This window comes from Sporolactobacillus sp. BBK16-2, from assembly GCF_059878335.1.
Genome location: NZ_CM187611.1, coordinates 1,588,902 through 1,611,898 on the forward strand (window position 1 = coordinate 1,588,902; position 22,997 = coordinate 1,611,898).

Annotated in this window: 22 protein-coding genes; 19 read left to right on the forward strand and 3 right to left on the reverse strand. The window is 43.3% G+C overall.

Annotated elements, in window-relative coordinates; translation table 11 throughout:
• From dapA to AC6F33_RS08060, 13 genes are all read left to right on the forward strand, one after another.
• Positions 1–900 carry a 4-hydroxy-tetrahydrodipicolinate synthase gene (dapA, locus tag AC6F33_RS08000; protein WP_255746358.1) on the forward strand — a complete coding sequence of 300 codons (900 nt, stop codon included), beginning with the start codon at positions 1–3 and terminating at the stop codon, positions 898–900.
• A 73-nt stretch (positions 901–973) separates the two neighbouring features.
• The gene (pcp, locus tag AC6F33_RS08005; RefSeq protein ID WP_500778090.1) at positions 974–1,603 is read left to right on the forward strand and encodes a pyroglutamyl-peptidase I; all 630 of its coding nucleotides are present in this window, start codon (positions 974–976) and stop codon (positions 1,601–1,603) included.
• A 241-nt stretch (positions 1,604–1,844) separates the two neighbouring features.
• The gene (locus AC6F33_RS08010) at positions 1,845–3,512 is read left to right on the forward strand and encodes a ribonuclease J (protein ID WP_255746360.1); all 1,668 of its coding nucleotides are present in this window, start codon (positions 1,845–1,847) and stop codon (positions 3,510–3,512) included.
• Positions 3,513–3,676: 164 nt separating this feature from the next.
• Entirely contained in the window at positions 3,677–5,989 is a 2,313-nt protein-coding gene (locus tag AC6F33_RS08015) for a DNA translocase FtsK (protein WP_500778091.1), read from the forward strand.
• 36 nt (positions 5,990–6,025) lie between these two features.
• Positions 6,026–6,754: an elongation factor P 5-aminopentanone reductase gene (ymfI, locus tag AC6F33_RS08020; protein WP_255746363.1), complete on the forward strand. Its 729-nt coding sequence runs from the start codon at positions 6,026–6,028 to the stop codon at positions 6,752–6,754.
• Positions 6,755–6,825: 71 nt separating this feature from the next.
• Complete coding sequence (locus AC6F33_RS08025) at positions 6,826–7,098, forward strand: DUF3243 domain-containing protein (protein WP_255746365.1); 273 nt, start codon at positions 6,826–6,828, stop codon at positions 7,096–7,098.
• A gap of 237 nt (positions 7,099–7,335) precedes the next feature.
• Positions 7,336–8,082 (forward strand): DUF3388 domain-containing protein, encoded by a 747-nt coding sequence (locus tag AC6F33_RS08030; RefSeq protein ID WP_500778092.1) that lies wholly within the window; start codon positions 7,336–7,338, stop codon positions 8,080–8,082.
• 43 nt (positions 8,083–8,125) lie between these two features.
• Positions 8,126–9,016, forward strand: a complete 891-nt coding sequence (locus tag AC6F33_RS08035) for a helix-turn-helix domain-containing protein (RefSeq protein WP_255746368.1) — start codon at positions 8,126–8,128, stop codon at positions 9,014–9,016.
• Positions 9,017–9,143: 127 nt separating this feature from the next.
• Complete coding sequence (gene pgsA, locus AC6F33_RS08040) at positions 9,144–9,722, forward strand: CDP-diacylglycerol--glycerol-3-phosphate 3-phosphatidyltransferase (protein WP_255746370.1); 579 nt, start codon at positions 9,144–9,146, stop codon at positions 9,720–9,722.
• A gap of 87 nt (positions 9,723–9,809) precedes the next feature.
• Positions 9,810–11,063 carry a competence/damage-inducible protein A gene (locus AC6F33_RS08045; RefSeq protein WP_255746372.1) on the forward strand — a complete coding sequence of 418 codons (1,254 nt, stop codon included), beginning with the start codon at positions 9,810–9,812 and terminating at the stop codon, positions 11,061–11,063.
• Positions 11,064–11,149: 86 nt separating this feature from the next.
• Positions 11,150–12,199: a recombinase RecA gene (recA, locus tag AC6F33_RS08050; RefSeq protein WP_255746375.1), complete on the forward strand. Its 1,050-nt coding sequence runs from the start codon at positions 11,150–11,152 to the stop codon at positions 12,197–12,199.
• Positions 12,200–12,706: 507 nt separating this feature from the next.
• Positions 12,707–14,269, forward strand: a complete 1,563-nt coding sequence (gene rny / locus AC6F33_RS08055; RefSeq protein ID WP_255746376.1) for a ribonuclease Y — start codon at positions 12,707–12,709, stop codon at positions 14,267–14,269.
• Between the two features lie 70 nt (positions 14,270–14,339).
• Complete coding sequence (locus tag AC6F33_RS08060; protein WP_255746378.1) at positions 14,340–15,137, forward strand: TIGR00282 family metallophosphoesterase; 798 nt, start codon at positions 14,340–14,342, stop codon at positions 15,135–15,137.
• 170 nt (positions 15,138–15,307) lie between these two features.
• On the opposite strand, the gene AC6F33_RS08065 is transcribed toward AC6F33_RS08060, so the two are convergent.
• A complete protein-coding gene (locus AC6F33_RS08065) occupies positions 15,308–15,568 on the reverse strand; it encodes a stage V sporulation protein S (RefSeq protein ID WP_255746380.1) in 261 nt (86 codons plus the stop codon).
• Between the two features lie 257 nt (positions 15,569–15,825).
• On the opposite strand from AC6F33_RS08065, the gene AC6F33_RS08070 reads away from it, so the two are divergent.
• The 3 genes from AC6F33_RS08070 (at position 15,826) to AC6F33_RS08080 (ending at position 17,400) form a co-directional block, all read left to right on the forward strand.
• Positions 15,826–16,668 (forward strand): SPFH domain-containing protein, encoded by an 843-nt coding sequence (locus AC6F33_RS08070; protein ID WP_255746381.1) that lies wholly within the window; start codon positions 15,826–15,828, stop codon positions 16,666–16,668.
• A gap of 13 nt (positions 16,669–16,681) precedes the next feature.
• Complete coding sequence (locus tag AC6F33_RS08075) at positions 16,682–16,855, forward strand: type II toxin-antitoxin system antitoxin (RefSeq protein WP_255746382.1); 174 nt, start codon at positions 16,682–16,684, stop codon at positions 16,853–16,855.
• Positions 16,856–16,938: 83 nt separating this feature from the next.
• Positions 16,939–17,400, forward strand: coding sequence for a CBS domain-containing protein (locus AC6F33_RS08080; protein WP_255746383.1), 462 nt, complete (start codon positions 16,939–16,941; stop codon positions 17,398–17,400).
• A 254-nt stretch (positions 17,401–17,654) separates the two neighbouring features.
• Here the strand turns inward: AC6F33_RS08080 and AC6F33_RS08085 are convergent, their stop codons facing one another.
• Positions 17,655–18,926 carry an MFS transporter gene (locus tag AC6F33_RS08085; protein ID WP_255746384.1) on the reverse strand — a complete coding sequence of 424 codons (1,272 nt, stop codon included), beginning with the start codon at positions 18,924–18,926 and terminating at the stop codon, positions 17,655–17,657.
• A 209-nt stretch (positions 18,927–19,135) separates the two neighbouring features.
• Between AC6F33_RS08085 and miaB the strand changes: the two genes are divergently transcribed.
• The 3 genes from miaB (at position 19,136) to cotE (ending at position 21,682) form a co-directional block, all read left to right on the forward strand.
• The gene (gene miaB / locus AC6F33_RS08090; RefSeq protein ID WP_255746385.1) at positions 19,136–20,623 is read left to right on the forward strand and encodes a tRNA (N6-isopentenyl adenosine(37)-C2)-methylthiotransferase MiaB; all 1,488 of its coding nucleotides are present in this window, start codon (positions 19,136–19,138) and stop codon (positions 20,621–20,623) included.
• Positions 20,620–20,985: a YlbF/YmcA family competence regulator gene (locus tag AC6F33_RS08095; RefSeq protein ID WP_255746386.1), complete on the forward strand. Its 366-nt coding sequence runs from the start codon at positions 20,620–20,622 to the stop codon at positions 20,983–20,985. Before miaB ends, AC6F33_RS08095 begins: the two co-directional genes overlap by 4 nt.
• A 136-nt stretch (positions 20,986–21,121) precedes the next feature.
• Complete coding sequence (gene cotE / locus AC6F33_RS08100; protein ID WP_480947429.1) at positions 21,122–21,682, forward strand: outer spore coat protein CotE; 561 nt, start codon at positions 21,122–21,124, stop codon at positions 21,680–21,682.
• Between the two features lie 88 nt (positions 21,683–21,770).
• Here the strand turns inward: cotE and AC6F33_RS08105 are convergent, their stop codons facing one another.
• Entirely contained in the window at positions 21,771–22,976 is a 1,206-nt protein-coding gene (locus AC6F33_RS08105; protein WP_500778093.1) for an MFS transporter, read from the reverse strand.
• Between the last annotated feature and the right edge of the window lie 21 nt (positions 22,977–22,997).

Consider the following 22,997-nt stretch of genomic DNA (forward strand, 5'->3'; position numbering starts at 1 on the left):
ATGGATTTTGGGCGATTGTTAACTGCCATGGTCACGCCTTTTGATGAAAAGGGTAAAGTAAGTTTAGAACGAACCACCGACCTGATTGAACATTTGATCAAAACAGGTTCGGATGGCGTTGTGGTTGCGGGAACTACCGGCGAATCACCCACGTTATCACATGAAGAAAAACTGATGCTTTTTGAACATGTGGTTCGTGTCGTCGACGGAAGAATTAAGGTTATTGTCGGAACAGGCAATAACAATACGAAACTATCAGTTGATTTTTCAAAGGAAGCGGCAAAGCTTGGCGTAGACGCAGTCATGGCCGTGGCTCCGTACTACAATAAGCCGAATCAAGCTGGCTTGTACGCACATTATAAAGCTATAGCAGAACATGTGGATGTTCCGGTTATCATTTACAATATTCCGAGCCGTTCAAAGGTCAATATCTCAGCGGAAACGATTATTCGTTTGTCGCAGATCGACAACATAGTCGCTGTTAAAGAAGCAAGTGGGAACTTGGATCAGATGGCCACCATTATTAATGGAACAAAAGATGATTTTCATCTGTACAGCGGTGACGACGGACTGACGCTGCCGATCTTGTCGATTGGCGGTCACGGAGTGATTTCCGTTTCGTCTCATGTCATTGCTCCGGAAATGAAACAAATGATCAGTGCTTTTCTTGACGGTCGTGTTTCAGAAAGTGCGGAGCAGCACCGAAACATGCTCCCGTTTATGCGCGAGCTGTTTGCAGCGCCGAGCCCTGCGCCAGTGAAAGCGCTTCTTAATAAGCTGGGCATTAATGTTGGAAGCGTTCGCTTGCCTATGGTCGACCTTACTGAGCAAGAACTTGGTTCGTTGGTTAATATCTATCGGGAATTCAAGAAAACTGCAGATATAAGAATTGGCAAATAAATGAAAGATAAAAGATGAATCAGAGCAACCATTTGATTCATCTTTTTATTTGATCTTAATGGAGGAATCGGAGATGAGAGTGTTATTAAGCGGCTTTGCGCCGTTTGGGGGAAGTAAGCTGAATCCTTCATGGGAAGCTGTGAGACGATTGGACGGGGTGCAGGCAACGGATACCGTTGAACTTTTTGCAACGAAACTCCCAGTTTCCTATAGAGAAGCTGCGGATCGCTTATTTGCATCAGTACGCGTTATTTGTCCCGATGTCATTATTGCAGTCGGACAAGCTGGCGGACGTAAGGCAATTACTCCAGAACTGTTTGCGATGAATAAAAGCAACTCGGAAAATCCTGATAATGAAGGCGTCGTCCTCAATGATCAAAGCATCGTGGAAGACGGACCGGAAAAATATAAGTCCGCGTTGCCTGTTCATGAGATCATCCGTGCCATTCAAGAATTGGGCATTCCGGTTGAATTATCTGAAAACGCAGGATCATTTGTCTGCAACCATGTTTTTTATAGATTGATGCATGAACTCAGAAAAACTGAAAAGCCGAAAATCGGGGGATTCATACATGTTCCTTTTCTACCTGAACAGATCTCAAAAAACGGCGCACCAAGCGTGGCCATTGATCAGTTGACCGAAGCACTTAAACAGGCGGCTATTGTCTCTGCGGCGGCTTTTTCTGAGAAAGTTACTGTATGATAAGATTCCGGGTGTTGCCTGTTGCAATGATGAATTAATACTGTTGAGGGCAGCGGTGCACGCATACTGAGAAAAATAGGGGTGAAGGAACACACGGTTGATCTGAATTACAAGGCTTGGATTGCTCCTCCAAAATCAATGAGAAAAAATTGTACTTTGCGATAGGGATTGGGTATAATAAAACCAATGATTAGTTCGGGTCAATAGCGATGACTGCTCAACTTAATAGGAGGAATGCCCATTGACACATGCAAAGAAAGACAGCGTGAAAATTTATGCAATGGGCGGCGTTGGCGAAATTGGTAATAATATGACAGTCATTGAAGTAAATCATGACATTTATATTATTGATGCGGGATTAATGCATCCCCACGAAGATATGCTCGGAGTTGATACAGTAATTCCCGATGTCTCTTATTTAGCTGATCGCCGCGATCAGATCAAAGGTATATTTCTGACGCACGGCCATCAAGCGAATATTGGAGGCTTGCCTTACCTGATGAGAGATCTGAAGGTTCCTGTCTACGGAACACGTTTGACACTAGCCTTTGTGTGGGAAAGTCTCAGAAGAGTAGGTGTCAGTTTTCCAAAAGATTTATTTAATACCATTAATCCGGATAAGCGTTTAAAAATCGGGCAATGCATCATTGACTGTTTCAGAACCTATCACAGTGTTCCGGATTCTGTCGGTTATGCGATCCAAACAGCACAGGGTTATGTTGTTCATACAGGGGATTACAAATTCGACTTTACTCCGGTCGGAGGAGTCCGTACGGATGTCAGCAAAATTTCAGAAATAGGGGATAAAGGTGTTCTTTGTCTGTTGTCTGACAGCAAGCATGCAGAACTTCCTGGTAAAGCGCCAACCGATGCACTCATTGGCGATCGTTTCAATCATATTCTCTATTCCGCGGAAGGACGAGTAATCGTCTCCATCCATGCGACCAATATTCACCGTATACAGCAATTTTTTAATGCATGTGCGGAACATGATCGCAAGGTAGCCATTGATGGGAAGTATTTGGACCGCATCATCTCGATCGCTTCCAAAGAAGGCTTTCTCGACATTCCTGAAAGTATCATAATCAATTGGGAAAAATCGACAAAACAGCCGGCACAGGAGCTTGCCATATTGACAAGCGGTGCAGATGGAGATCCGTTAACCCCATTAACGAGTCTTGCTAATCATCTTCATAAGAAGCTGAGATTAAAGGAAAAAGATCTGATTATCTATGCGGCATCCTTAACGCCAAGTAATGAGAAAACAGTGACGAATGCGATCGATCAGCTTATGAGCGAAGGTGCTGAAGTTGTGTTTGGCAAGGATGTTCATATCTCGGGTCACGGTTCTGAAGAGGACATTAAATTAATGCTCCAATTAACTCGGCCAAAGTATGTTGTTCCGATTGATGGTGAATTCAAAATGATGAAAGCACATCAAGAGATTGCAGAATCTATGGGAATTCCCGCTAGCCGCACATTTTTGTTGGACAAGGGCGATGTTGTGGAATTCACAAACGGTGAAGCGAGATCGTCGGACTCAGTTCCCGCCGGGCAGCTGCTTGTTGACGGACTTGGTGTCGGCGATGTGGGTAATATTGTGTTAAGAGATCGCCGCTTGCTGTCTCAGGATGGTACGGTCATTGTTGTCGTAACTCTGGGACGCAGGACGAAGAAGATCCTTGCAGGTCCTGAAATCATCACACGCGGATTCGTTTATGTTCGTGAATCGGAAGATCTTTTAGATCAAGCTAATCATATCGTTTCCGATGTGCTGTCGAAATCACTGACACAGCACGTATCTGAGTGGTCATCGCTAAAAAGTGGAATTAGAGATTCGCTAGGTCGATACTTTTTTGACAAAACCAAACGCCGTCCAATGATATTGCCAATTATCATGGAATTTTAAAAACCGGGTCAATGCTCGGTTTTTTTATTTGCTCTCTGTTGAATTGGTCAAGAAGGAGGATCAGTAATCCTTTGCCAAAAACAGGTATTTAGAGTAAATTAAAGACAGAAGAGCTTTAGGACAAGCATGTATGTAACAAGAAATAAATGAGGTGCACGTGAATTATGGCAAAGAAAAAAAGGAAGCGCACACGCGCAAGTATTGGCTGGAAAGAGACCCTGATCTATGAAGTAGGCGGTCTCTGCATGTTTGCGCTTACCTGTATTGGTATCAGTAATTTAGGCGTTGCCGGAGAAGTGATTAAAGAAGCAGCGCGGTTGTTCACCGGAAATTGGTGGGTCCTTCTTCTCCTCTATTTTCTTGTTCTTTCGGTATATTACATTCTGTTTCGAAAACAGCCGGAATTTTTTACACGAAGGCTTTCAGGTATTTATTTACTTACATTTACATTACTCTTGGTCAGTCATGTTCGGTTATTTGAGGCGTTGTCTTCCGTAAATGTGTGGCAGAATCGGTCGGTCATTTTGAATACGTTCCTGCTTTTTCGCGGTGAATTGTCAGGATCAATTCCAAGTCAAGGACTTGGGGGCGGAATGATCGGTTCTATTGGGTTCGCTTTTTTTTATTACCTCTTTTCTACGACCGGGACCTATTTTATGACAGGCTTTCTCTTCCTTGTGTCCATTATTCTGATCACCGGTCACTCACTTCGCGATATCATAAAGAAATTGTTTGGCGGCTTGTTCCGATCAATGAAAAAGAGTGCTGCTCATTTTAAGAACGGAATGACTAATTTTTTTGCGAGAGAACGCAAACCGAAACAAAAGAAGGAATCACGACGTGAGGCTGAGCATGAATTGCCAATTATTGAAGACGCGCATGAGGAGAGATCATCAGAACCTGAAATTCATGATTTTAATGAAACATCCATGGATATGCAGGATCCGGTCACCACGGACAGCAAACAGATGTCGGCAGAAGATTATGAAGATGGACCGGCAGAAGATGTTACTCCTGATTTCTCGCAAATGCCGGTCGAGAATGCAGATTATCAATTACCGCCTTTATCTTTACTGAGAGCGCCAGGGAAAAATGCACAGAATAATGAACGCACTCATATTGCGGAGAATGTACGTACTCTGGAACGGACCTTTGAAAGTTTCGGCGTACGTGCAACTGTTAAGGAAGTTCATCTCGGGCCAGCCGTTACTCGTTATGAAGTGTACCCCGAAGCAGGGGTGAAGGTCAGCCGAATTCTCAGTTTGAGCGACGACCTTGCGCTTGCTCTAGCCGCCAAGGATATTCGTATCGAAGCGCCTATTCCCGGAAAATCAGCCGTTGGCATTGAAGTGCCGAATCAGGAAGTCGCTATGGTATGTCTCAGAGAAGTGCTTGAATCCAAGAATGCAAAACGTGCGTCATCAAAACTCACCATTGGGCTTGGACGCGACATCTCCGGGGAACCGATTCTTGCTGATTTAAATCGGATGCCTCACCTGCTTGTTGCCGGGGCGACAGGCAGCGGAAAAAGTGTCTGTATTAACGGAATCATCATTACACTTCTTATGCGGACGAAACCGAGTGAAGTTAAACTGTTTATGATTGATCCGAAAATGGTTGAACTGAACGTATATAATGGAATTCCGCATCTGTTGACGCCTGTTGTGACTGACCCTGCAAAAGCGGCACTTGGACTCAAAAATGTGCTTGGAGAAATGGAAAGACGTTACGAACTTTTCTCACAGAGCGGCACACGTAATTTGGAGAGCTACAATGAAGCGGTTCGAAAATTTAATCACGAGCACGAAGAAAAGCAGCCGCTGATGCCTTATATTGTAGTCATTATTGATGAACTTGCTGACTTAATGATGGTTGCTTCTAAGGATGTTGAAGAGACAGTGACTCGCCTTGCACAAATGGCACGTGCTGCCGGAATCCACCTGATTATTGCGACACAGCGGCCGTCAGTGGATATTATTACAGGAGTCATCAAGGCAAATATCCCATCTCGGATCGCATTCAGTGTTTCATCGATGATGGATTCAAGAACGATTTTGGATTCAGGCGGAGCGGAAAAACTGCTTGGAAAAGGTGATATGTTGTTTCTACCGATTGGTGCTTCAAAACCTGTCCGCATTCAAGGTGCTTTTCTGTCAGACGAAGAAGTCGAAGCGGTCGTCAATCATGTGATTAGTCAACAGAAAGCAAGTTACCGTCAAGATATGATACCGGCAGAACTGCCGGAACAGCATCAAGAGAAAGTCGAAGATGAATTATTTGACGATGCCGTACAGCTTGTCACCTCTAGGCAGACGGCGAGTGTCTCGATGCTGCAGCGCAAGTTCAAAATCGGTTACAATCGGGCTGCGCGATTGATCGATGCAATGGAGGAAAATCATATTGTCGGTCCTTATGAAGGCAGTAAACCACGTGCTGTGCTTGTGCCGAAGCAAAGCGATGAAGTCAGTGGAAGATAGGCAGTGAATCATGAAAACGGCGATGGAGTGGACAGAATGAAGAAAATTTTGATTACTGGCGCCAGCGGGGCAATCGGTGGCGCAGCTGCGCGAGCGCTGGCAGGTTCCGGGGCTTCACTTTTTTTGCATTATCATGAAGCTGAGGCGGCAGTTCAGAGTCTGGCCGCTGCATTGAGCAAAAATTATCCGGAACAGGATTTCACGTGTATTCAAGCGGATCTCTCTGAAGCAGATGGACCCGATATGCTGCTTAAGCAGCTGAACACACCAATTAACGGCGTTGTCTACGCCAGTGGCAACAGCGATATTAACCTCTTCCAGGATATAAAAGAAGAAACGATTCAGAAAACGATTCAATTGCAACTCACCAGTCCATTTCGCATTCTACAACAGCTTGTTCAGCCGATGATCCATGAGAAAACTGGGAAGATTGTGCTCGTTTCCTCGATTTGGGGATTGGAAGGTGCGGCGACTGAAGTCCTTTACTCTATGGTAAAAGGCGGACAAAACACCTTTGTTAAAGCACTCGCAAAAGAAGTTGCCCCAAGCGGCATTACTGTGAATGCAGTCGCTCCTGGTGCAGTCGACACGCCGATGATGAGCAAATTCAGTCAAGAAGATATTGAGTTAGTGAAGGAAGAAATTCCTATGGGCCGTTTGGCCGCACCCGAAGAAGTGGGCACATTAATCCAATTTTTAATGAGTCCTTCAGCGTCATACATTAATGGTCAAGTGATCTCAATAAACGGCGCCTGGTATTGTTGAATGCTCCTTATGAATAAGGTTGTGTACCTTTAGGAATTCTAAAGAGGATCACAAATAAGGAGGAGATCAGCATGTCAATTTTGGATAACTGGCAACATTGGAAAGACTTTCTTGGTGATCGGGTGGAACAGGCGGAAAACATGGGTGTCAGTGATGATACGATTGCATCATTTGCAAAGAAGATCGGTGATTATCTGAGCGAACATGTGGATCCGAAGAACGATCAAGATCGGGTGCTTAAAGACTTATGGACAGTAGCAGGTGAGTCAGAACGCGCAATACTTGCTCGACTGATCATGAAAATGGTTACTTCGGACTCATTAAACGTGCATCAATCTGTCTAATACCGGGTTTTTTTTAAGAGGCGTATTTGTACGTCTCTTTTTTCAGTGTCTGTATCGTTAAAATAATGAAGTTATGATAATATTAGTAGTGTACTTTACAATAATTGAACTGTGAATTTTGGCATCTGAACTTTTTCGAACATGTTCTGAAGAAGGGTCTTTGGAACAGTCTCTAATGGTGTTATGATACAGTAAGGGAACTGAGACTCCGAACAGTGAACCGATGGAGGAAACTTTATGTCCGACGGTAAAGAATGGTATATGGAGTACGAAATACATAAGAACAGGCCTGGATTACTTGGAGAAGTTTCTTCGCTGCTTGGTGTTCTCGGAATTAATATCCTGACCATCAATGGGGTGGATCATGAACGTCGCGGACTTCTGGTTAAATCTCAGAACGACGAACAAATCAAACAATTTTTAGCTGCAATCGAAAAGATGGAGACTATTCATCTGACCAAGATACGGCAGCCGACACTTGGTGATCGAATTGCTGTCCGTCATGGCCGATACATAGAGAGAGATACAGGAGATCGTAGAACATTCCGCTTTTCGCGTGATGAGATCGGCTTATTGGTTGATTTTATGGCAGAATTGTTTAAGATGCCGACACACCCCCTGCTCGGCATTCGTGGGTTGCCGCGAGTAGGCAAGTCGGAGTCGATTGTCGCAGCAAGTGTATCTGCAAATAAACGCTGGCAATTTATTTCATCAACACTTTTGAAACAGACGATTCGAACAAGACTTTCTGAAGAGGAGCGGTCTCGTGATCATATTTTCGTCATTGACGGAGCTGTTTCGCAAAGATCCGGTTCGGAAAGCCATTGGAGTCTGATTCGTGAATTGATGCGGCTCCCTGTTACTAAAGTAATTGAGCATCCGGATATTTTTATCAAGGAAACAGAGTTTTCGATGGACACTTTTGATTATATCATTGAACTTCGAAGCCATCGCGAAGAGGAAATGACAAACGAAGTGTCATAGGACTCCTTGTTTTTCATGGCATTATTTTAATTCATAATGGCAGGTGTTAGGATTGAGTGAACTTGGTCAAGCGCTGAAGGAAGCCCGGGAACAGAAAAATCTGTCACTGGACGATCTTCAAGAAGAAACAAAAATTCAAAGGCGTTATCTGAAAGCCATTGAAGATGGCGATTACAGCCAGCTTCCCGGTGACTTCTATACTCGTGCTTTTATTAAAAGCTATGCAGAGGCAGTCGGACTGGATTTTAAAAATCTGACGGAACAGTATTCCAGTGATATGCCAAAGCTTGAACGCCAGCATGTGGAAACACGTATCACACCTCCTGATGGAAGTGAAAATGAACGATCACCGAAAAAACTACGTACAAATGCAATCCGATCAAAAAACTGGTCATCATTTGTTAACAAAGCAATTGTGGTTGTTTTTATCTTGATCGCGCTGATGATTGTTTATATTCTTGTGACACATATTGCAGGAAACGGATCCAAACAATCAGCAGATCAGAGCAGCAGCAATTCCGTTCAATTCAAAGGCGACAGCACGCCTCCGAATAGTTCGTCATCCAGTAGTTCCTCTGATTCGGCGAGTAATTCGGATTCTTCTTCTGAACAAGTCCTGAAGAAGGAAAAAGAGGAAGGATCAACAACAACATATACGCTTTCTGGGACCTCGACTTTTGATGTTACAGTTTCAGCTAAATCAGATTCCCCCGCTTGGTTTGAAGCGGTAGACAACACAACAAATAAACAAATTGCTCAAGGAACTGCGGCAAGCACCGGAAAGAAATCCTATCATTTTGATGCATCAGATGTGCAGACGCTGCGGCTCAAATTTGGTAATGTGCCTGGAACGGAATTGAAAATTAACGGCCATAATGTTGATTTTTCAAATTCAAGTACAGTACAAACCCTTCTAATTAATTTCAGCAAGTGAACAAATTCATTTTATTGGAGCCAGCCCGCTGAGGCGGCTCACTTTTTTTGGTTACTGAACGGATTGATCCTTTATCAGAGGTATCGTCACCGTTTACCCGATCATTTATTTGTAGGAGGACTTCTCAATGAATATTGCCAATAAATTAACTGTTGCACGCATGTTCATGATTCCGCTTTTTTTAGTTCTGCTTTTGGCACCGATTCAACTCGGCAATCTTGGCGGGGAAGGTTATCAGCTTCCTGTTTCTCAACTGCTTGCTGCTATTATTTTTGTTCTCGCTTCTTTTACTGACTGGCTCGATGGAAAGTTGGCACGCAAGTATCACTTGGTTACAAATTTTGGAAAACTGCTTGACCCTTTGGCGGATAAGTTGCTCGTGATGAGTGCTTTTGTGGCTTTTGTGGGATTGGGAAGAATGGCATCATGGCTTGTGATCCTGATCCTTGCACGTGAATTTGCCGTCACCGGCTTGCGCTTAGTTGCTGTTGAAGAAGGGGAAGTCATTGCAGCAAGCAAGATTGCTAAATGGAAAACATTTTCACAAATGGTGGCGATCATCTTATTCTTGTTTAATAATGCACCTTTTGGCTTGAACGGATTCCCTCTTGATCAGATTATTCTCTGGATCGCGGTTGTTCTTACAGTGCTTTCAGGAACGGACTATTTTTATAAGAACCGCGAGATTATTTTCCGATCCAAATAAGCGGGCAGACTTGCACTACGAGTTCGAGTGCCCGATAATAAATGAGAGAATAATAGGTTTGAAAACGGATGATAGGAGTTCTTGCACATGAATGCGGAAATCATCGCGGTTGGTTCGGAACTTTTACTTGGGCAGATTGCCAATACGAATGCTCAGTTCATTTCCGAGCATTTAGCTGCGTTAGGTATTGATGTCTATTTTCACACCGTTTGCGGCGACAACGAAGCTCGTATGATTGATGTGATTAAGAATGCGGAAGCTCGAGCAGATTTGTTGATCTTCACCGGCGGACTTGGCCCTACAAAAGATGATTTGACAAAAGAGACAGTTGCTCATGTGTTAGGAAAACAGTTGGTAACTGATCAAGAAGCAATGGATAGCATCTTAAATTATTTTAAGGTGACCGGAAGGGAAATGACTGAGAATAATAAGAAGCAAGCGCTGGTGATTGAAGGAAGTCACGTACTGCCCAACCATCATGGAATGGCTCCAGGGATGATTGTAGATATGAAGAAGCATCTTTATTTGCTAATGCCCGGTGTCCCGTCAGAGATGAAGCCAATGTTTCTTGATTTCGCTCAACGCTATCTAGCTCGCCGAAATGAAGAACATATCCAATCACGCGTCCTTCGTTTTTTCGGAATCGGCGAATCTCAACTGGAGACGAAAATCATTGATCTGATCGATGCCCAGTCCAATCCGACCATTGCACCGCTCGCAAAAGAGAGCGAGGTTACCTTGCGATTGACTGCAAAGCATGAACGGTCGGATCAAGCTGAAGCAATGCTTGACGCGGTCGAGGCAAAAATTGATGCACGAGTCGGCCAGTATTTATATGGATATGATGAAACATCCCTTTCTGAGCTTGTGTTCAAGCTGTTGCGCGAAAAGAAGAAGACGATTGCGTTTGCAGAAAGTCTTACAGGTGGTATGGCGGCTGATTGGATGGCAGGCTTTCCGGGTGCATCTTCAGTTTTGAATGGCGGCATTGTTTGTTATACCAATCATGTGAAGCATCATGTACTTCACATTCCTGAAGAAGTGCTTCAAACAGACGGGGCCGTAAGCGCGATGTGCGCTAAACTATTGGCTGAGTCGGTCCGTAAACTGTGTGGCTCTGATTTTGGCGTTTCGTTTACAGGTGTCGCAGGTCCCGATAAAAGCGAAGGAAAGGCAGTCGGAACCGTTTATATTGGTTTTGCTGATAAAAGCGGCTCGAAAAGCTACCCATTTCAATTTAACGGAACCCGCCGAAAAATCAGGATTCAGTCGACAAAAACAGGATATGACATAGTCAGAAGATATTTAAAAGGTCTTCCGGTCCTTGCAAAACAACAATAGCGAATAAACATTCGCAGAACACTTGTGCTTATCGATAAAAAAAGGTATGATTAAAAAAAGAATGTTGAAGGAGATGAACCACTATCATGGCTGAAAAAAACGAACGAAAAGCAGCATTAGACAGCGCTCTTCGCCAAATCGAGAAACAGTTTGGCAAAGGTTCAATTATGCGATTGGGAGAACGGCCGGAACAGCGTGTATCCACAGTATCAAGCGGTTCACTGGCTTTAGATATAGCAATGGGTGTCGGCGGTTATCCGCGCGGGCGCATTATCGAAATTTACGGACCTGAATCCTCAGGTAAAACAACGGTTGCTCTTCATGCAATTGCCGAGGCTCAGCAAGGCGGCGGACAGGCGGCATTTATTGATGCTGAACATGCACTTGATCCGGTTTATGCCGAACATTTAGGTGTTAACATTGATGAGCTGCTTCTCTCTCAACCGGATACTGGTGAGCAAGCGCTTGAAATAGCTGAAGCACTTGTACGAAGCGGTGCAGTTGATATTATTGTTATTGATTCGGTGGCAGCCTTGGTCCCGAAAGCCGAAATTGAAGGTGAGATGGGCGATGCACATGTCGGTCTTCAGGCACGTTTGATGTCCCAAGCGCTTCGAAAGCTTTCGGGAGCAATTAGCAAGTCAAAGACAACCGCTATTTTTATCAATCAGATTCGTGAGAAAGTAGGGGTTATGTTTGGTAACCCTGAGACAACGCCAGGCGGCCGCGCACTTAAATTTTATGCTTCGGTACGATTGGAAGTACGCCGCGCAGAAACGCTCAAAATCGGCAATGACATTGTCGGAAATCGAGCGAGAATTAAAGTAGTCAAGAACAAGGTTGCTCCGCCATTTAAACAGGCAGAAGTAGATATTATGTACGGACAAGGGATTTCCCAAGAAGGTGAAATCCTCGATATCGGTGCTGATCTGGATATTGTTGAAAAAAGCGGTTCATGGTACTCCTACAATAATGAACGCTTAGGTCAAGGCCGTGAGAACTCGAAACTCTATTTAAAGGAAAATGAACCAGTAAAAGAGGAAATTAAACAAAAGATTCGTGAACATTATCAGTTGGACGGGGTACCGGAAGAAAGCCCTGAGGCAGAAACCGAACCGCTTCCAAATAACGAATGAGTTTGGTAATAAATCAAGTGTGAAGATGCGGTCTCTTAGTCATTAGTCGACTTTTGAGACCGTTTCTTTTTTAACTTAATATTGGAAAGCATACATGAAGAGTCAAATATGATCCGCCTTTTCGATAAGTGAACATATTGACAATTTTCTGACAGTGAAGCGTTCGATAACTATTTGAATTATTTGAATAATAGACGGTGTCAAAATACAATCCAAAGGCCGTGAGGTTGACAACCCAAATAGGCAATTATACAATAAACTTGTAACTGCAAAGTTATTGATTACATGATTATGTAAACTTTTCGCATGAGAATGCTTATAAAGGCGACAGAATGGTGAAAGAAGCTGCCATGTTCCTTTCATGCGACCTACTGCATAAGGGCAATAGAATAGGAACATCTAGTTAAAACACTATTCCTACCTATCGTATCTTTGTTAAGCATCATTCAAAAGGTAAATGCAACTGTTTTACTTATTGACGATATGGAAAAGCAAGGAGGTGAAATGATGATAATCATTATTTTGATCATCTCCATTGTGCTTGTCTCTGTAGTTTGTCTGTTTGTTGGCTATTACATCCGAAAGAAATTTGCTGAGGCGAAAATTTCATCAGCTGAAACCGCGGCACATCAGATTGTTGAAGATGCGCATCGAGACGCAGAAGCATTGAAAAAAGAAGCTCTCTTAGAAGCAAAGGACGAAATTCATACGCTCCGTTCTCAAGCAGAGAATGAGGCGCGTGAACGGCGAAATGAACTTCAAAGACAAGAAAATCGCCTTTTGCAGAAAGAGGATTTACTCGATCGAAAAAGCGAATCTCTCGATAATAAAGAGAGTTCATTGGAAAAAAGGGAGGAAACTCTTAGCAAGAAACGTCGACAAATTGAAGAGATGGAAAGCAAAGTGGAGGAAACGTTGCGAAAGCAGCAGTCGGAGCTTGAACGCATTTCCGGATTAACGAATGACGAGGCGAAGGAATTAATTCTGAACCAAGTCAGACAGGAAACGGCTCATGAGGCTGCTCAAATCGCAAAGGATATCGAGTCAAGAGCGAAGGAAGATGCGGAAAAGAAAGCCAAAAGCATCCTTTCACTAGTAATCCAACGTTGTGCGGCAGATCACGTAACGGAGACTACTGTTTCAGTTGTCAACTTGCCAAATGACGAAATGAAAGGCCGCATCATCGGGCGAGAAGGACGAAATATTCGGACGCTTGAGACACTTACGGGTATTGATCTCATTATTGATGATACGCCGGAAGCCGTTATTCTGTCAGGATTTGATCCGATCCGCCGAGAGGTTGCTCGCCTTGCTCTTGAGAAGCTTGTTCAAGATGGGCGCATTCATCCAGCTCGTATTGAAGAAATGGTTGAAAAATCGCGGCATGAAGTTGATGAAAAGATCCGCGATTATGGTGAACAAACCATTTTTGAAGTCGGTATTCACAGCTTGCACCCGGACCTTATCAAGATCCTGGGTCGACTCCACTTCAGAACAAGTTATGGCCAGAATGTACTGAAACATTCTATGGAAGTCGCATTCTTAGCCGGAATGATGGCTGCTGAGCTTGGAGAAGACGAGAATTTGGCGAGAAGAGCAGGATTGCTGCATGATATCGGCAAAGCGATCGACCACGAGGTTGAAGGAAGCCACGTGGAAATCGGTGTTGAATTGGCAACAAAGTATAAAGAGCACCCGGTTGTCATTAACAGCATTGCTTCTCACCATGGAGATACAGAGGCTACTTCTGTAATCTCTGTTCTGGTCGCCGCAGCAGATGCATTATCTGCCGCAAGGCCAGGTGCACGTCGCGAAACACTCGAAACCTATATTCATCGGCTGGAAAAGCTGGAAGAAATTTCCGAATCCTTTGAAGGAGTCGAAAAATCGTATGCGATACAAGCTGGGCGAGAAATTCGTATTATTGTTCAGCCGGATATCGTTGACGATGCAAAATCTTTCCAGTTGGCACGTGAGATTACTAAGAAAATTGAAAATGAACTGGACTATCCAGGAAATATCAAGGTTACAGTAATTCGTGAAACACGAGCTGTAGAATATGCGAAATAAAAAAGGCGGCAAAGTGGCCGCCTTTTTTATTACCTTGATTGAATCAAGTGATGAGAAAAGAGCGTGAACAATGAAAATCTTATTTGTCGGTGATGTCTACGGACGCACGGGTCGAGAAATGATTGAAGGTTACTTGCAAAAGTTAAAAAGCAAGTATCAGCCCACAGTAACCATCGTTAATGCGGAAAATGCAGCACATGGAAAAGGACTGACCAAAAAAATCTACCGGCAACTGCTTGAAGCAGGAGCAGATATGCTTACCATGGGAAACCACACATGGGATAATCGGGAACTCTTTGAGTTTATTGACGATGCAAGTCAGCTTGTGCGCCCAGCAAACTTTCCTGAAGGTACCCCGGGAACAGGAATTCGCTACATCACACTGCCGCACAATGTGCAGGTGGCCGTAATCAATATTCAGGGACGTGTTTTTTTGCCGCCGTTGGACGACCCTTTCCGGATTGTCAAACAGCTTGTTGATGAAGCGCGCCAAAGAACGTCGATCATATTTGTCGATGTTCATGCAGAAACGACAAGTGAAAAACTTGCGTTAGGATGGTATTTGGATGGTAGTGTTTCTGCGGTAGTCGGGACGCATACGCATGTTCAAACAGCTGATGAACGCATTCTGCCGCAGGGAACTGCATATCTGACGGATGTCGGAATGACCGGACCTTATAACGGAATCATTGGGGTCAAGAGAGCTGCAGTAACAAAAAGATTTCTGACCTCAATGCCTGTTCGTTTTGAGAGTGAAGAAGGTCCCGGCCAGCTTGGTGCTGTGCTTATCCAAATTGATGATAAGACTGGTAAAGCAACGAAAATCAATCGTATTTTAATTAATGATGATCACATGTTTTTCGATTGAACAACAGGTCTATATCGCAGTGACGTCAATTAAAAAAACCTCACGTGAATCCGGTGAGGTACGAAGGGATAAAAGGGCACGCCTTGTTGCGTGTTTTTTTATTAGGAGTTAAGACGGCATACTTTGTCATCACCTTTTATTTCAAATTAACTTAAAATGAACTCATTTTTTCATCTAGGCTCGACGATGAGTTTCATCGCCGTACGCTCCTCACCGTCAATAATAATATCTGTAAAAGCGGGGATGCAAATGAGATCAAGACCGCTAGGCGCGACAAAGCCTCTGGCGATGGCAACCGCTTTTACTGCTTGGTTGAGAGCGCCGGCTCCAATTGCTTGTATTTCCGCTGTTTTTTGTTCTCTCATTGCGTGAGCGAGGGCTCCGGCAACAGAGTTAGGTACAGATCTTGCTGAAACTTTTAATACATCCATTTCCGTGTGTCATCTCCTTATGAGGATTGCCCATAAATTACTATATTCTTCAAGAAGATGACTATGCCTATTTTAAAATGCAGGAAGAGACGAGAGTGAAGTAATCCTGATCCTATTCTGTTCATCTTTCGGGGCCAACTAATAATACAAATAAAGATACGAAACAAAATAGACACAAAATAGCGTATTAATTATCAGATAATATGATATCATAATAATATATAAAAGAAATGTAGATGATATGAGGAGGAGTATTTGTGACGGAGCAAAACGCATGGAAAATGAATGGATTTCTTGGGATTTTGGCAATGCTGATTATGATTGGCGCAGGTGTGGCAGGCATAATTAAAACGATACCGTTTTTAGTGATTGCATCTTGGCTCATTGCTTTCATATTAATGACGGGACTGACAATCGTACCACCGAATAAAACAAAGGTGGTCACATTTTTTGGCAAATATGTCGGCAGTTTACGTGATAATGGAATCTATTTGACAATACCGTTTTCAACAAAAAAAACTGTATCTATGCGCGTGCGCAACTTCAACAGCCAGAAACTTAAAGTCAACGATGTTGAGGGCAATCCGATCGAAATTGCTGCAGTTGTTGTTTTCAAGGTTGTTGATTCTGCTAAAGCACTTTTTGATGTCGACGATTATAGTCAGTTTGTTGAAATTCAGAGTGAGACTGCCGTTCGCCATATCGCCTCTCAATATCCCTATGATAATTTTAATGAAGAGGGATTGTCTTTAAGAAGTAATTCTGTAGAAATCTCGACGATGTTGAAGACTGAATTGCAGGAGCGGCTCGCGCTTGCAGGCGTGGAGGTTATTGAAACACGGTTGACTCATCTCGCCTATTCAACTGAGGTTGCGCAAGCAATGCTGCAGCGTCAGCAGGCGTCGGCAATTGTTTCAGCAAGGCAAAAAATTGTTGAAGGTGCGGTTGGGATGGCTCAAATGGCCATTCAGCGCTTGCAGGACGAACATGTTGTTGAACTTGACGAAGAACGAAAAGTAAATATGATCAACAATTTGATGGTAGCCATCGTTTCAGATAAAGGATCACAGCCGGTGATTAACACAGGAAGTCTCTATTAAGCGGGTTTTTACAATGGCAAAGAAGAAAAGCTTTTTACTCAGAATCGATCCGGAATTATATGATCAAGTGCAGAGATGGGCCGATGATGAATTTCGCAGTGTCAATGGACAAATTGAATTCTTGCTTCGCGATGCATTAAGAAAATCGGGAAGAAAAAGCGGGAAGAAGAATGATACATCGGATTGATAGAGATAAACATTTAAACGCTTTCTTTAAGGTGGTATAATTAAGAGAGAGGAAACTTGGTCAAACCAAGGAGGCGTTTGCTGATGCGTGTTGAACAACTAATGCTGAGAAATGTTGTGACTGTTCGCGAGAATGATTCGGTTAAGACATTAATCAAGATCATGATTGAACACAAAATAGGCGGCGCTCCAGTAGTTGATGATGACAATCGATTAATTGGTTATATCAGCGATGGGGACCTTTTACGAGCTATTTCACCGAAACAACAAACGATCTATGATCTATACTCATTAATTTCTGCAATTACGATTGAGCTGTCAAAAGATAAATTAAAAGATTTGTTAACGAAACAAGTCGGCGAGATCATGAAGAAAAGAAGATTGCAGACAGCAGAAAAGGATAATGAGCTGGATACCATTTTAAAAATGCTCTCACACTACCATATTAAAAGAGTTCCAGTCGTCGATGAGGATCGGCATGTTGTCGGTTTAGTGACGAGAAGTCATATCATTCGCCATATTGGCGAGCAGCTGCTAAATGAATAAAAAGGAACTACAAAACAGAATGGCTTTCTGGGTCATGCTGTTTTTTGCAATCAGAGCAAATGATCATTTCAATAGCTGTTATCTACAACAAATGAATCGTGTTCGTACCTGCTCCATCTAATGTAACAAAGATGACGAAACGAAAAATCAGACGGAGGTCTGAGAATAACGCTCCACCAAAGGATGATTTTAAAGAATGAAACAAAAAAGTGCATGATCGATTTCATGCACTTTTTTTGTTCTTTATTCATTTTTCAAACATGTTCCCGTACGGTGTCCGCTTCCGATTGAAAACCATACGACTCCGGATTAACTTCACCTGCAGCAGGTAATTGACGCAAGATTGGCATGAGTGCAACGTAGCCTGCGTAAAACAGGAATCCGCAGCTAGCGGCAATGAAGATAACTTTCGGACCATACGCGGCACTAAGTGCGCCACCGACGAGCGAACCAAGCGGCATAATGCAAGTAGCCAAACTTGCAACAAGTGACATAGCACGAGCAAGCATGTTCCGAGGCACAACGTTTTGGATCAGAGTGAAATTAAGCACATTGTTGCAGCCTGGGAAAATCATACTTGCCGAAAATAAGATGATTGTGAGTATCGAAAACGGAGCAGAGGCAGCAGCAATCCAAAACAGAAAACCGATAAAGTAACCGATCATGAGCATCTTTCCAATGGGTTTCCGTTCAAATTGCCGTGCAGCTAAAGCCCCCAGCAATGTTCCGATCGCCATTCCTGCCATCATCAGACCATACATTCCGGATCCGCCTAATTGATCAGAGTATGCCGGCAAAATGGCCACCAGTGCACCTAGAGCAAAGTTTGTCATCAGCGATCCGACCATCATTTTTCCAATTAGGGAGTGAATGACGATGTGAAACCCCTCGTTTAAATCAGAGAAATAGCGTGTGCATTGTGCTTTCATTGATAGACTTGTATGAGATGGGTTTACATGAGTTAATTGAAGCATTGAGAACATAATGACAGCAATAAAAAAAGAAACAATATCTGCGCTGAACAGAAATAGAGCACCGACTGCTGTAACGAGTACACCGCCGATTGCTTGAAATGCCGCTTCTGTACCCTGATAAGCAAGAGTCATCAATCCATTTGCTTGAACACGTTGATCTTTATCCAAAATTTGAGGAATAAGCGCGCTTTCCGCCGGAAAAGAAAATTGATTAAAAAAGGATACAATGGGCATGACGACAAGTACAAGTGATACAGATAGGACATTAAAAAGTGCAGCTGCAGGAATTGAAATGAGGAGAACAGCTTGAGCGATCTGAGTGATAATGATCAGTCGCTTGATTGAATAGCGGTCGAGAATAGGTCCAATGATAAACTGCACGGCTCGAGGCATCATGGTCAAAAACCCGGCTAATCCAGAATAAAAAGAGGATCCGCTCATCTCGTATACAAGCCACATGGCCGCGATAAAATAGATGCTGTCTCCGACATTTGTGATCATACGTGCGGAAATCAAGAGACGAAAATTCTTATTTTGTTTTAATAAGTTCATCTTTCATAAATGCCTCCATATTATTAATGGATCGATCATAGCATAAATGGATCAGAATTTTTTAAAATGTAGACTATGTTATACACTGATAGATTTTGAATTTTGAAACACTATTGAGAACAAGAATTCAGCCTAACGAAGCCCATTCTTTCATATCATGAATGAGTTTGCTATAATTTAGGGATGAGATTTGAAAGGGAGGTTGCCTTGTGGCTGAGAAAACAATCAGCAACGTTGATTTTTCAAAGTATTTCCAGCCGCCATCTCTGAAAGATGCGCGCAGGCGCCGCAGAGACGCGGTTCAAATTATAAATGATTTCAGTATTCCGGAAGACATGGAAACGATCGGTCATGGGAAGAACTACTTGATTGAAACATACGGCTGCCAGATGAATGAGCATGATACAGAAGTCATGGCAGGTATTCTCGAAAAAATGGGTTACCAAGAGACGGAAGAGCCGAAAAATGCGGATGTCATTTTGATCAATACATGTGCGATTCGTGAGAACGCAGAAAATAAAGTATTCGGCCATATCGGCACGCTGAAAACATTGAAACTGGAGAACCCCGGATTAATTTTAGGGGTGTGCGGCTGCATGGCGCAAGAAGAAGTTGTTGTTAATAAGATTCTTGCTAAGCACCCACAGGTTGACCTCATCTTTGGTACACATAATATTCACCGCTTGCCTCAGCTTCTGAAAGAAGCACTGTTCAGCAAGGAAATGGTCGTTGAAGTGTGGTCAAAAGAAGGCGACATCGTAGAGAATCTCCCGCAATCGCGACGCGGACATTTTCAAGCGTGGGTCAACATTATGTACGGCTGCGATAAATTCTGTACCTATTGTATCGTTCCATATACACGAGGAAAAGAGCGGAGCCGTCATCCTCAGGAAATCATTGATGAAGTGCGTGAACTCGCGCGTAAAGGATACAAGGAGATCACACTGCTTGGACAAAATGTAAATGCCTACGGCAAAGATCTTCCTAATATGGAAAACTATGGGCTCGGAAATCTTATGGATGAGATGCGCAAAATTGGTATTCCGCGTGTCCGGTTCACAACAAGCCACCCGAAGGATTTTGATGATCATCTGATCGAAGTCCTCGGCAAGGGAGGAAACCTTTGCGAGCATATTCACTTGCCGGTCCAATCGGGCAGCTCAGAGATACTCAAGATCATGGGACGAGGTTATACTCGGGAACGATATCTCGATCTTTTTCACAAGATCAAAAATACGGTTCCAAATGCTTCATTTACAACGGATATCATCGTTGGTTTTCCAAATGAAACAGAGGAACAGTTTGAAGAGACAATGTCACTTGTGCGCGAATGCCAATTTGACGGTGGATTTACGTTTATTTATTCACCGCGTGCGGGTACCCCAGCTGCGCGTATGAAGGATAATGTACCGATGGAAGCGAAGAAGGAACGCTTGCAACGCTTGAATAAACTAATGGATGAATTGTCTGCAAAGAGCAATGCCAAATATCAGGACAAAATGGTTGAGGTGCTTGTCGAAGGTGAAAGCCGCAAGAATCCAGATGTGCTCTCCGGACATACGCGGACGAATAAGGTTGTGAATTTTCGCGGACCCAAGTCACTTATCGGCCAATTAGTGACCGTTAAAATTACTGATGCCAAGAAATGGTCTCTTGACGGGGAGTGGCAAAAAGAAGCTGAGGTATTGAACAGATGACGGATCATCAGTATTCAAAAGAAGAAATTATTGCCAAGGCGGAAAAAATAGCAGAACAGCTTTCCGAAACGAGTCAAGTCCGCTTTTACAAACAGGCGGAAGCAAAGATAAGCGCGAATAAAAAAGTGCAGCGTCTCGTCGATGAAATTAAGCATTATCAAAAAGAATCAGTAAATCTGCAGCATTTTGGAAAAACGGAAGCCTACCATCAAAATGAAGCAATCATTAACCGATTGCAAGCAGAGCTTGATGCAATTCCTGTGGTACAGGAGTTCAAGCAATCTCAAGCTGATGTTAACGATTTTCTTCAATTGATGACTAAGATTGTGTCACAGAACGTCGCAAATGAAAATGATCGCTGATCGCCTGATTTAAATAGAGGCAAAAAAACTTCTCATACGAGGAGTTTTTTTGTTTGTCTAAGCCTTTAATTTGTTTCACACGTGTCATTCGCCCTGCATAACATGATGATGAAGAAGGTAAAGGAGGTTTGGACTTTTGGCAGAGAATGCGTATAGGGAAATTATCACCAAGGCGATTTGCGGAAAAGGCAAGAAATTCAGCCAGTCAGCGCATACGGTGACACCGACTCATAAACCGACGAACATCCTTGGATGCTGGGTCATCAATCATAAATACAAAACCACCTATCATAAGGATGCAGTTATTGTCGATGGAACGTATGACATCAACACATGGTATTCGTTTAATAATAATTCGAAGACCGAGGTTGTGTGCGAAACCGTAAGCTACCATGATCGTGTGCCGCTAACACTCCGCGACAAACAAGTTATTTCTGATCAGGTCGATGTCACATGCCGAGCACTGCAAGAACCGAATTGTTTGGAGGCAAAGATTTCTCCAAATGGCAACAAAGTAGTCGCTCAAGTCGAACGTGAATTTCTCGTTGAGGTCATCGGAGAAACAAAGGTTAAAGTCCAGGTGGATGATGACGGATTAATCAGAGCAGAAGCCTCTGATGATGACGAAGATTTAGATAAGGAATTAGACGGGCTGGATTCTGAATTTCTGACAGATGATGACAAAGAGGAAGACTGAGAAGAGGCAGGTGTCTCTTCTTTTTTTGCGTGCAACTAAAAAAGCCATGATCCGAAACAGGATCACGGCTTTTGTCTTAATCAGAAATTTATTTTTCAATAACGATACGGTTCCTATAGACAAGCAATAAAGAAAAAGCAAGAAACAGCAGCAGGGCCGATAGGAAAAAGACAGATCGTATACCAAACAGATCAGCGATAGTACCGAAGATCAAGCTGCCGATTCCGAACAGAATGGATTGGACAGCATCCTGAGCTGCAAACACGTTTGCGAGCACATCCGGACGTGCTGCATTTTGTTCAACCGTAAGAAAAATAAGCGATTTGAACTGAAGTGCTGTTCCATAAAGAGCGGTAAGGATGAGTGCGACCCAAGGCACCGAATTCATTGCAAATAACAATGTGATTAAGGAGGCAACGATCAAACCCCAAAGTGCGGTTGAGGATGCATGCTTTTTAAGCTGCGTACCCCAACGCATGCCATAAAAACTGGTAGGCAGCAGTCCAGCAAAAAAACTGAAATTAATATAGCCCCACCATGAGGCATCCACATGGAGTGCCTGCGCAACGAAGACGTAAATGATGGCAGCAATCCAAACGACATCAGCAAATACGCATAGTGAATCAGTAATAAAGATGGTGCGCAGCGCAGGCACTTGCCAGATTGTGATCCAACCCGTTTTCAGAATTGTCCACTTGCTTTGTTCTTGCTGTTTCTTAATGCCCTCTTCAGTAACACAGATCAGTATCATCAGCACTGCTGCGACGATGTAAAGAACAAGCGCTGATGAAATTAAAGTAATGCCGCCGAATCGAGCTGCAATTATTCCGCCCAGTGCCCAGCCTCCCATGGAAATTGATTGATCCAATAGAGACAGGAAACTATTTGTCGAGATCCACTTATCTCTTGAAACAAGCAGTGGTACAAGCGCTCCGCGTGCAGGAGTTGCCCATCCATCAAAAAAACTGACGAGTATGACCGTGGCAAAGATAATCCCTAAGCGCTCGCCGGCAAATGAAAAGAAGGCGGAGCAGAAAAAGACAAACAGCAGAAGGGTTTTGCCGACTTGAGAAATAACAAGGCTTGTCTTTAGTCCCATCCATTCAAGAAAGATAGGTGCAACAAGTGCACTCAAAAATCGGGATACTGTACTGAAAAACGGTACAAACGCCATAAATACAGCAGATCCGGTAAAGTGGTAGAGGTAGGACATCAATCCGACGATGTAAAGTACATCACCGAGATTTGCCAATGACTGTCCCATCCAAAGAAAGCGAAATCCACGTTGTTTCATGACACATTCTCTCCTATTCAA

Coding starts and splice junctions, on each gene's coding strand:
- dapA (WP_255746358.1), top strand. CDS start 1: ATGGATTTTGGGCGATTGTTAACTGCCATGGTCACGCCTTTTGATGAA.
- pcp (WP_500778090.1), top strand. CDS start 974: ATGAGAGTGTTATTAAGCGGCTTTGCGCCGTTTGGGGGAAGTAAGCTG.
- AC6F33_RS08015 (WP_500778091.1), top strand. CDS start 3,677: ATGGCAAAGAAAAAAAGGAAGCGCACACGCGCAAGTATTGGCTGGAAA.
- ymfI (WP_255746363.1), top strand. CDS start 6,026: ATGAAGAAAATTTTGATTACTGGCGCCAGCGGGGCAATCGGTGGCGCA.
- AC6F33_RS08025 (WP_255746365.1), top strand. CDS start 6,826: ATGTCAATTTTGGATAACTGGCAACATTGGAAAGACTTTCTTGGTGAT.
- AC6F33_RS08030 (WP_500778092.1), top strand. CDS start 7,336: ATGTCCGACGGTAAAGAATGGTATATGGAGTACGAAATACATAAGAAC.
- pgsA (WP_255746370.1), top strand. CDS start 9,144: ATGAATATTGCCAATAAATTAACTGTTGCACGCATGTTCATGATTCCG.
- AC6F33_RS08045 (WP_255746372.1), top strand. CDS start 9,810: ATGAATGCGGAAATCATCGCGGTTGGTTCGGAACTTTTACTTGGGCAG.
- recA (WP_255746375.1), top strand. CDS start 11,150: ATGGCTGAAAAAAACGAACGAAAAGCAGCATTAGACAGCGCTCTTCGC.
- rny (WP_255746376.1), top strand. CDS start 12,707: ATGATAATCATTATTTTGATCATCTCCATTGTGCTTGTCTCTGTAGTT.
- AC6F33_RS08060 (WP_255746378.1), top strand. CDS start 14,340: ATGAAAATCTTATTTGTCGGTGATGTCTACGGACGCACGGGTCGAGAA.
- AC6F33_RS08065 (WP_255746380.1), bottom strand. CDS start 15,568: ATGGATGTATTAAAAGTTTCAGCAAGATCTGTACCTAACTCTGTTGCC.
- AC6F33_RS08075 (WP_255746382.1), top strand. CDS start 16,682: ATGGCAAAGAAGAAAAGCTTTTTACTCAGAATCGATCCGGAATTATAT.
- AC6F33_RS08080 (WP_255746383.1), top strand. CDS start 16,939: ATGCGTGTTGAACAACTAATGCTGAGAAATGTTGTGACTGTTCGCGAG.
- AC6F33_RS08085 (WP_255746384.1), bottom strand. CDS start 18,926: ATGAACTTATTAAAACAAAATAAGAATTTTCGTCTCTTGATTTCCGCA.
- AC6F33_RS08095 (WP_255746386.1), top strand. CDS start 20,620: ATGACGGATCATCAGTATTCAAAAGAAGAAATTATTGCCAAGGCGGAA.
- AC6F33_RS08105 (WP_500778093.1), bottom strand. CDS start 22,976: ATGAAACAACGTGGATTTCGCTTTCTTTGGATGGGACAGTCATTGGCA.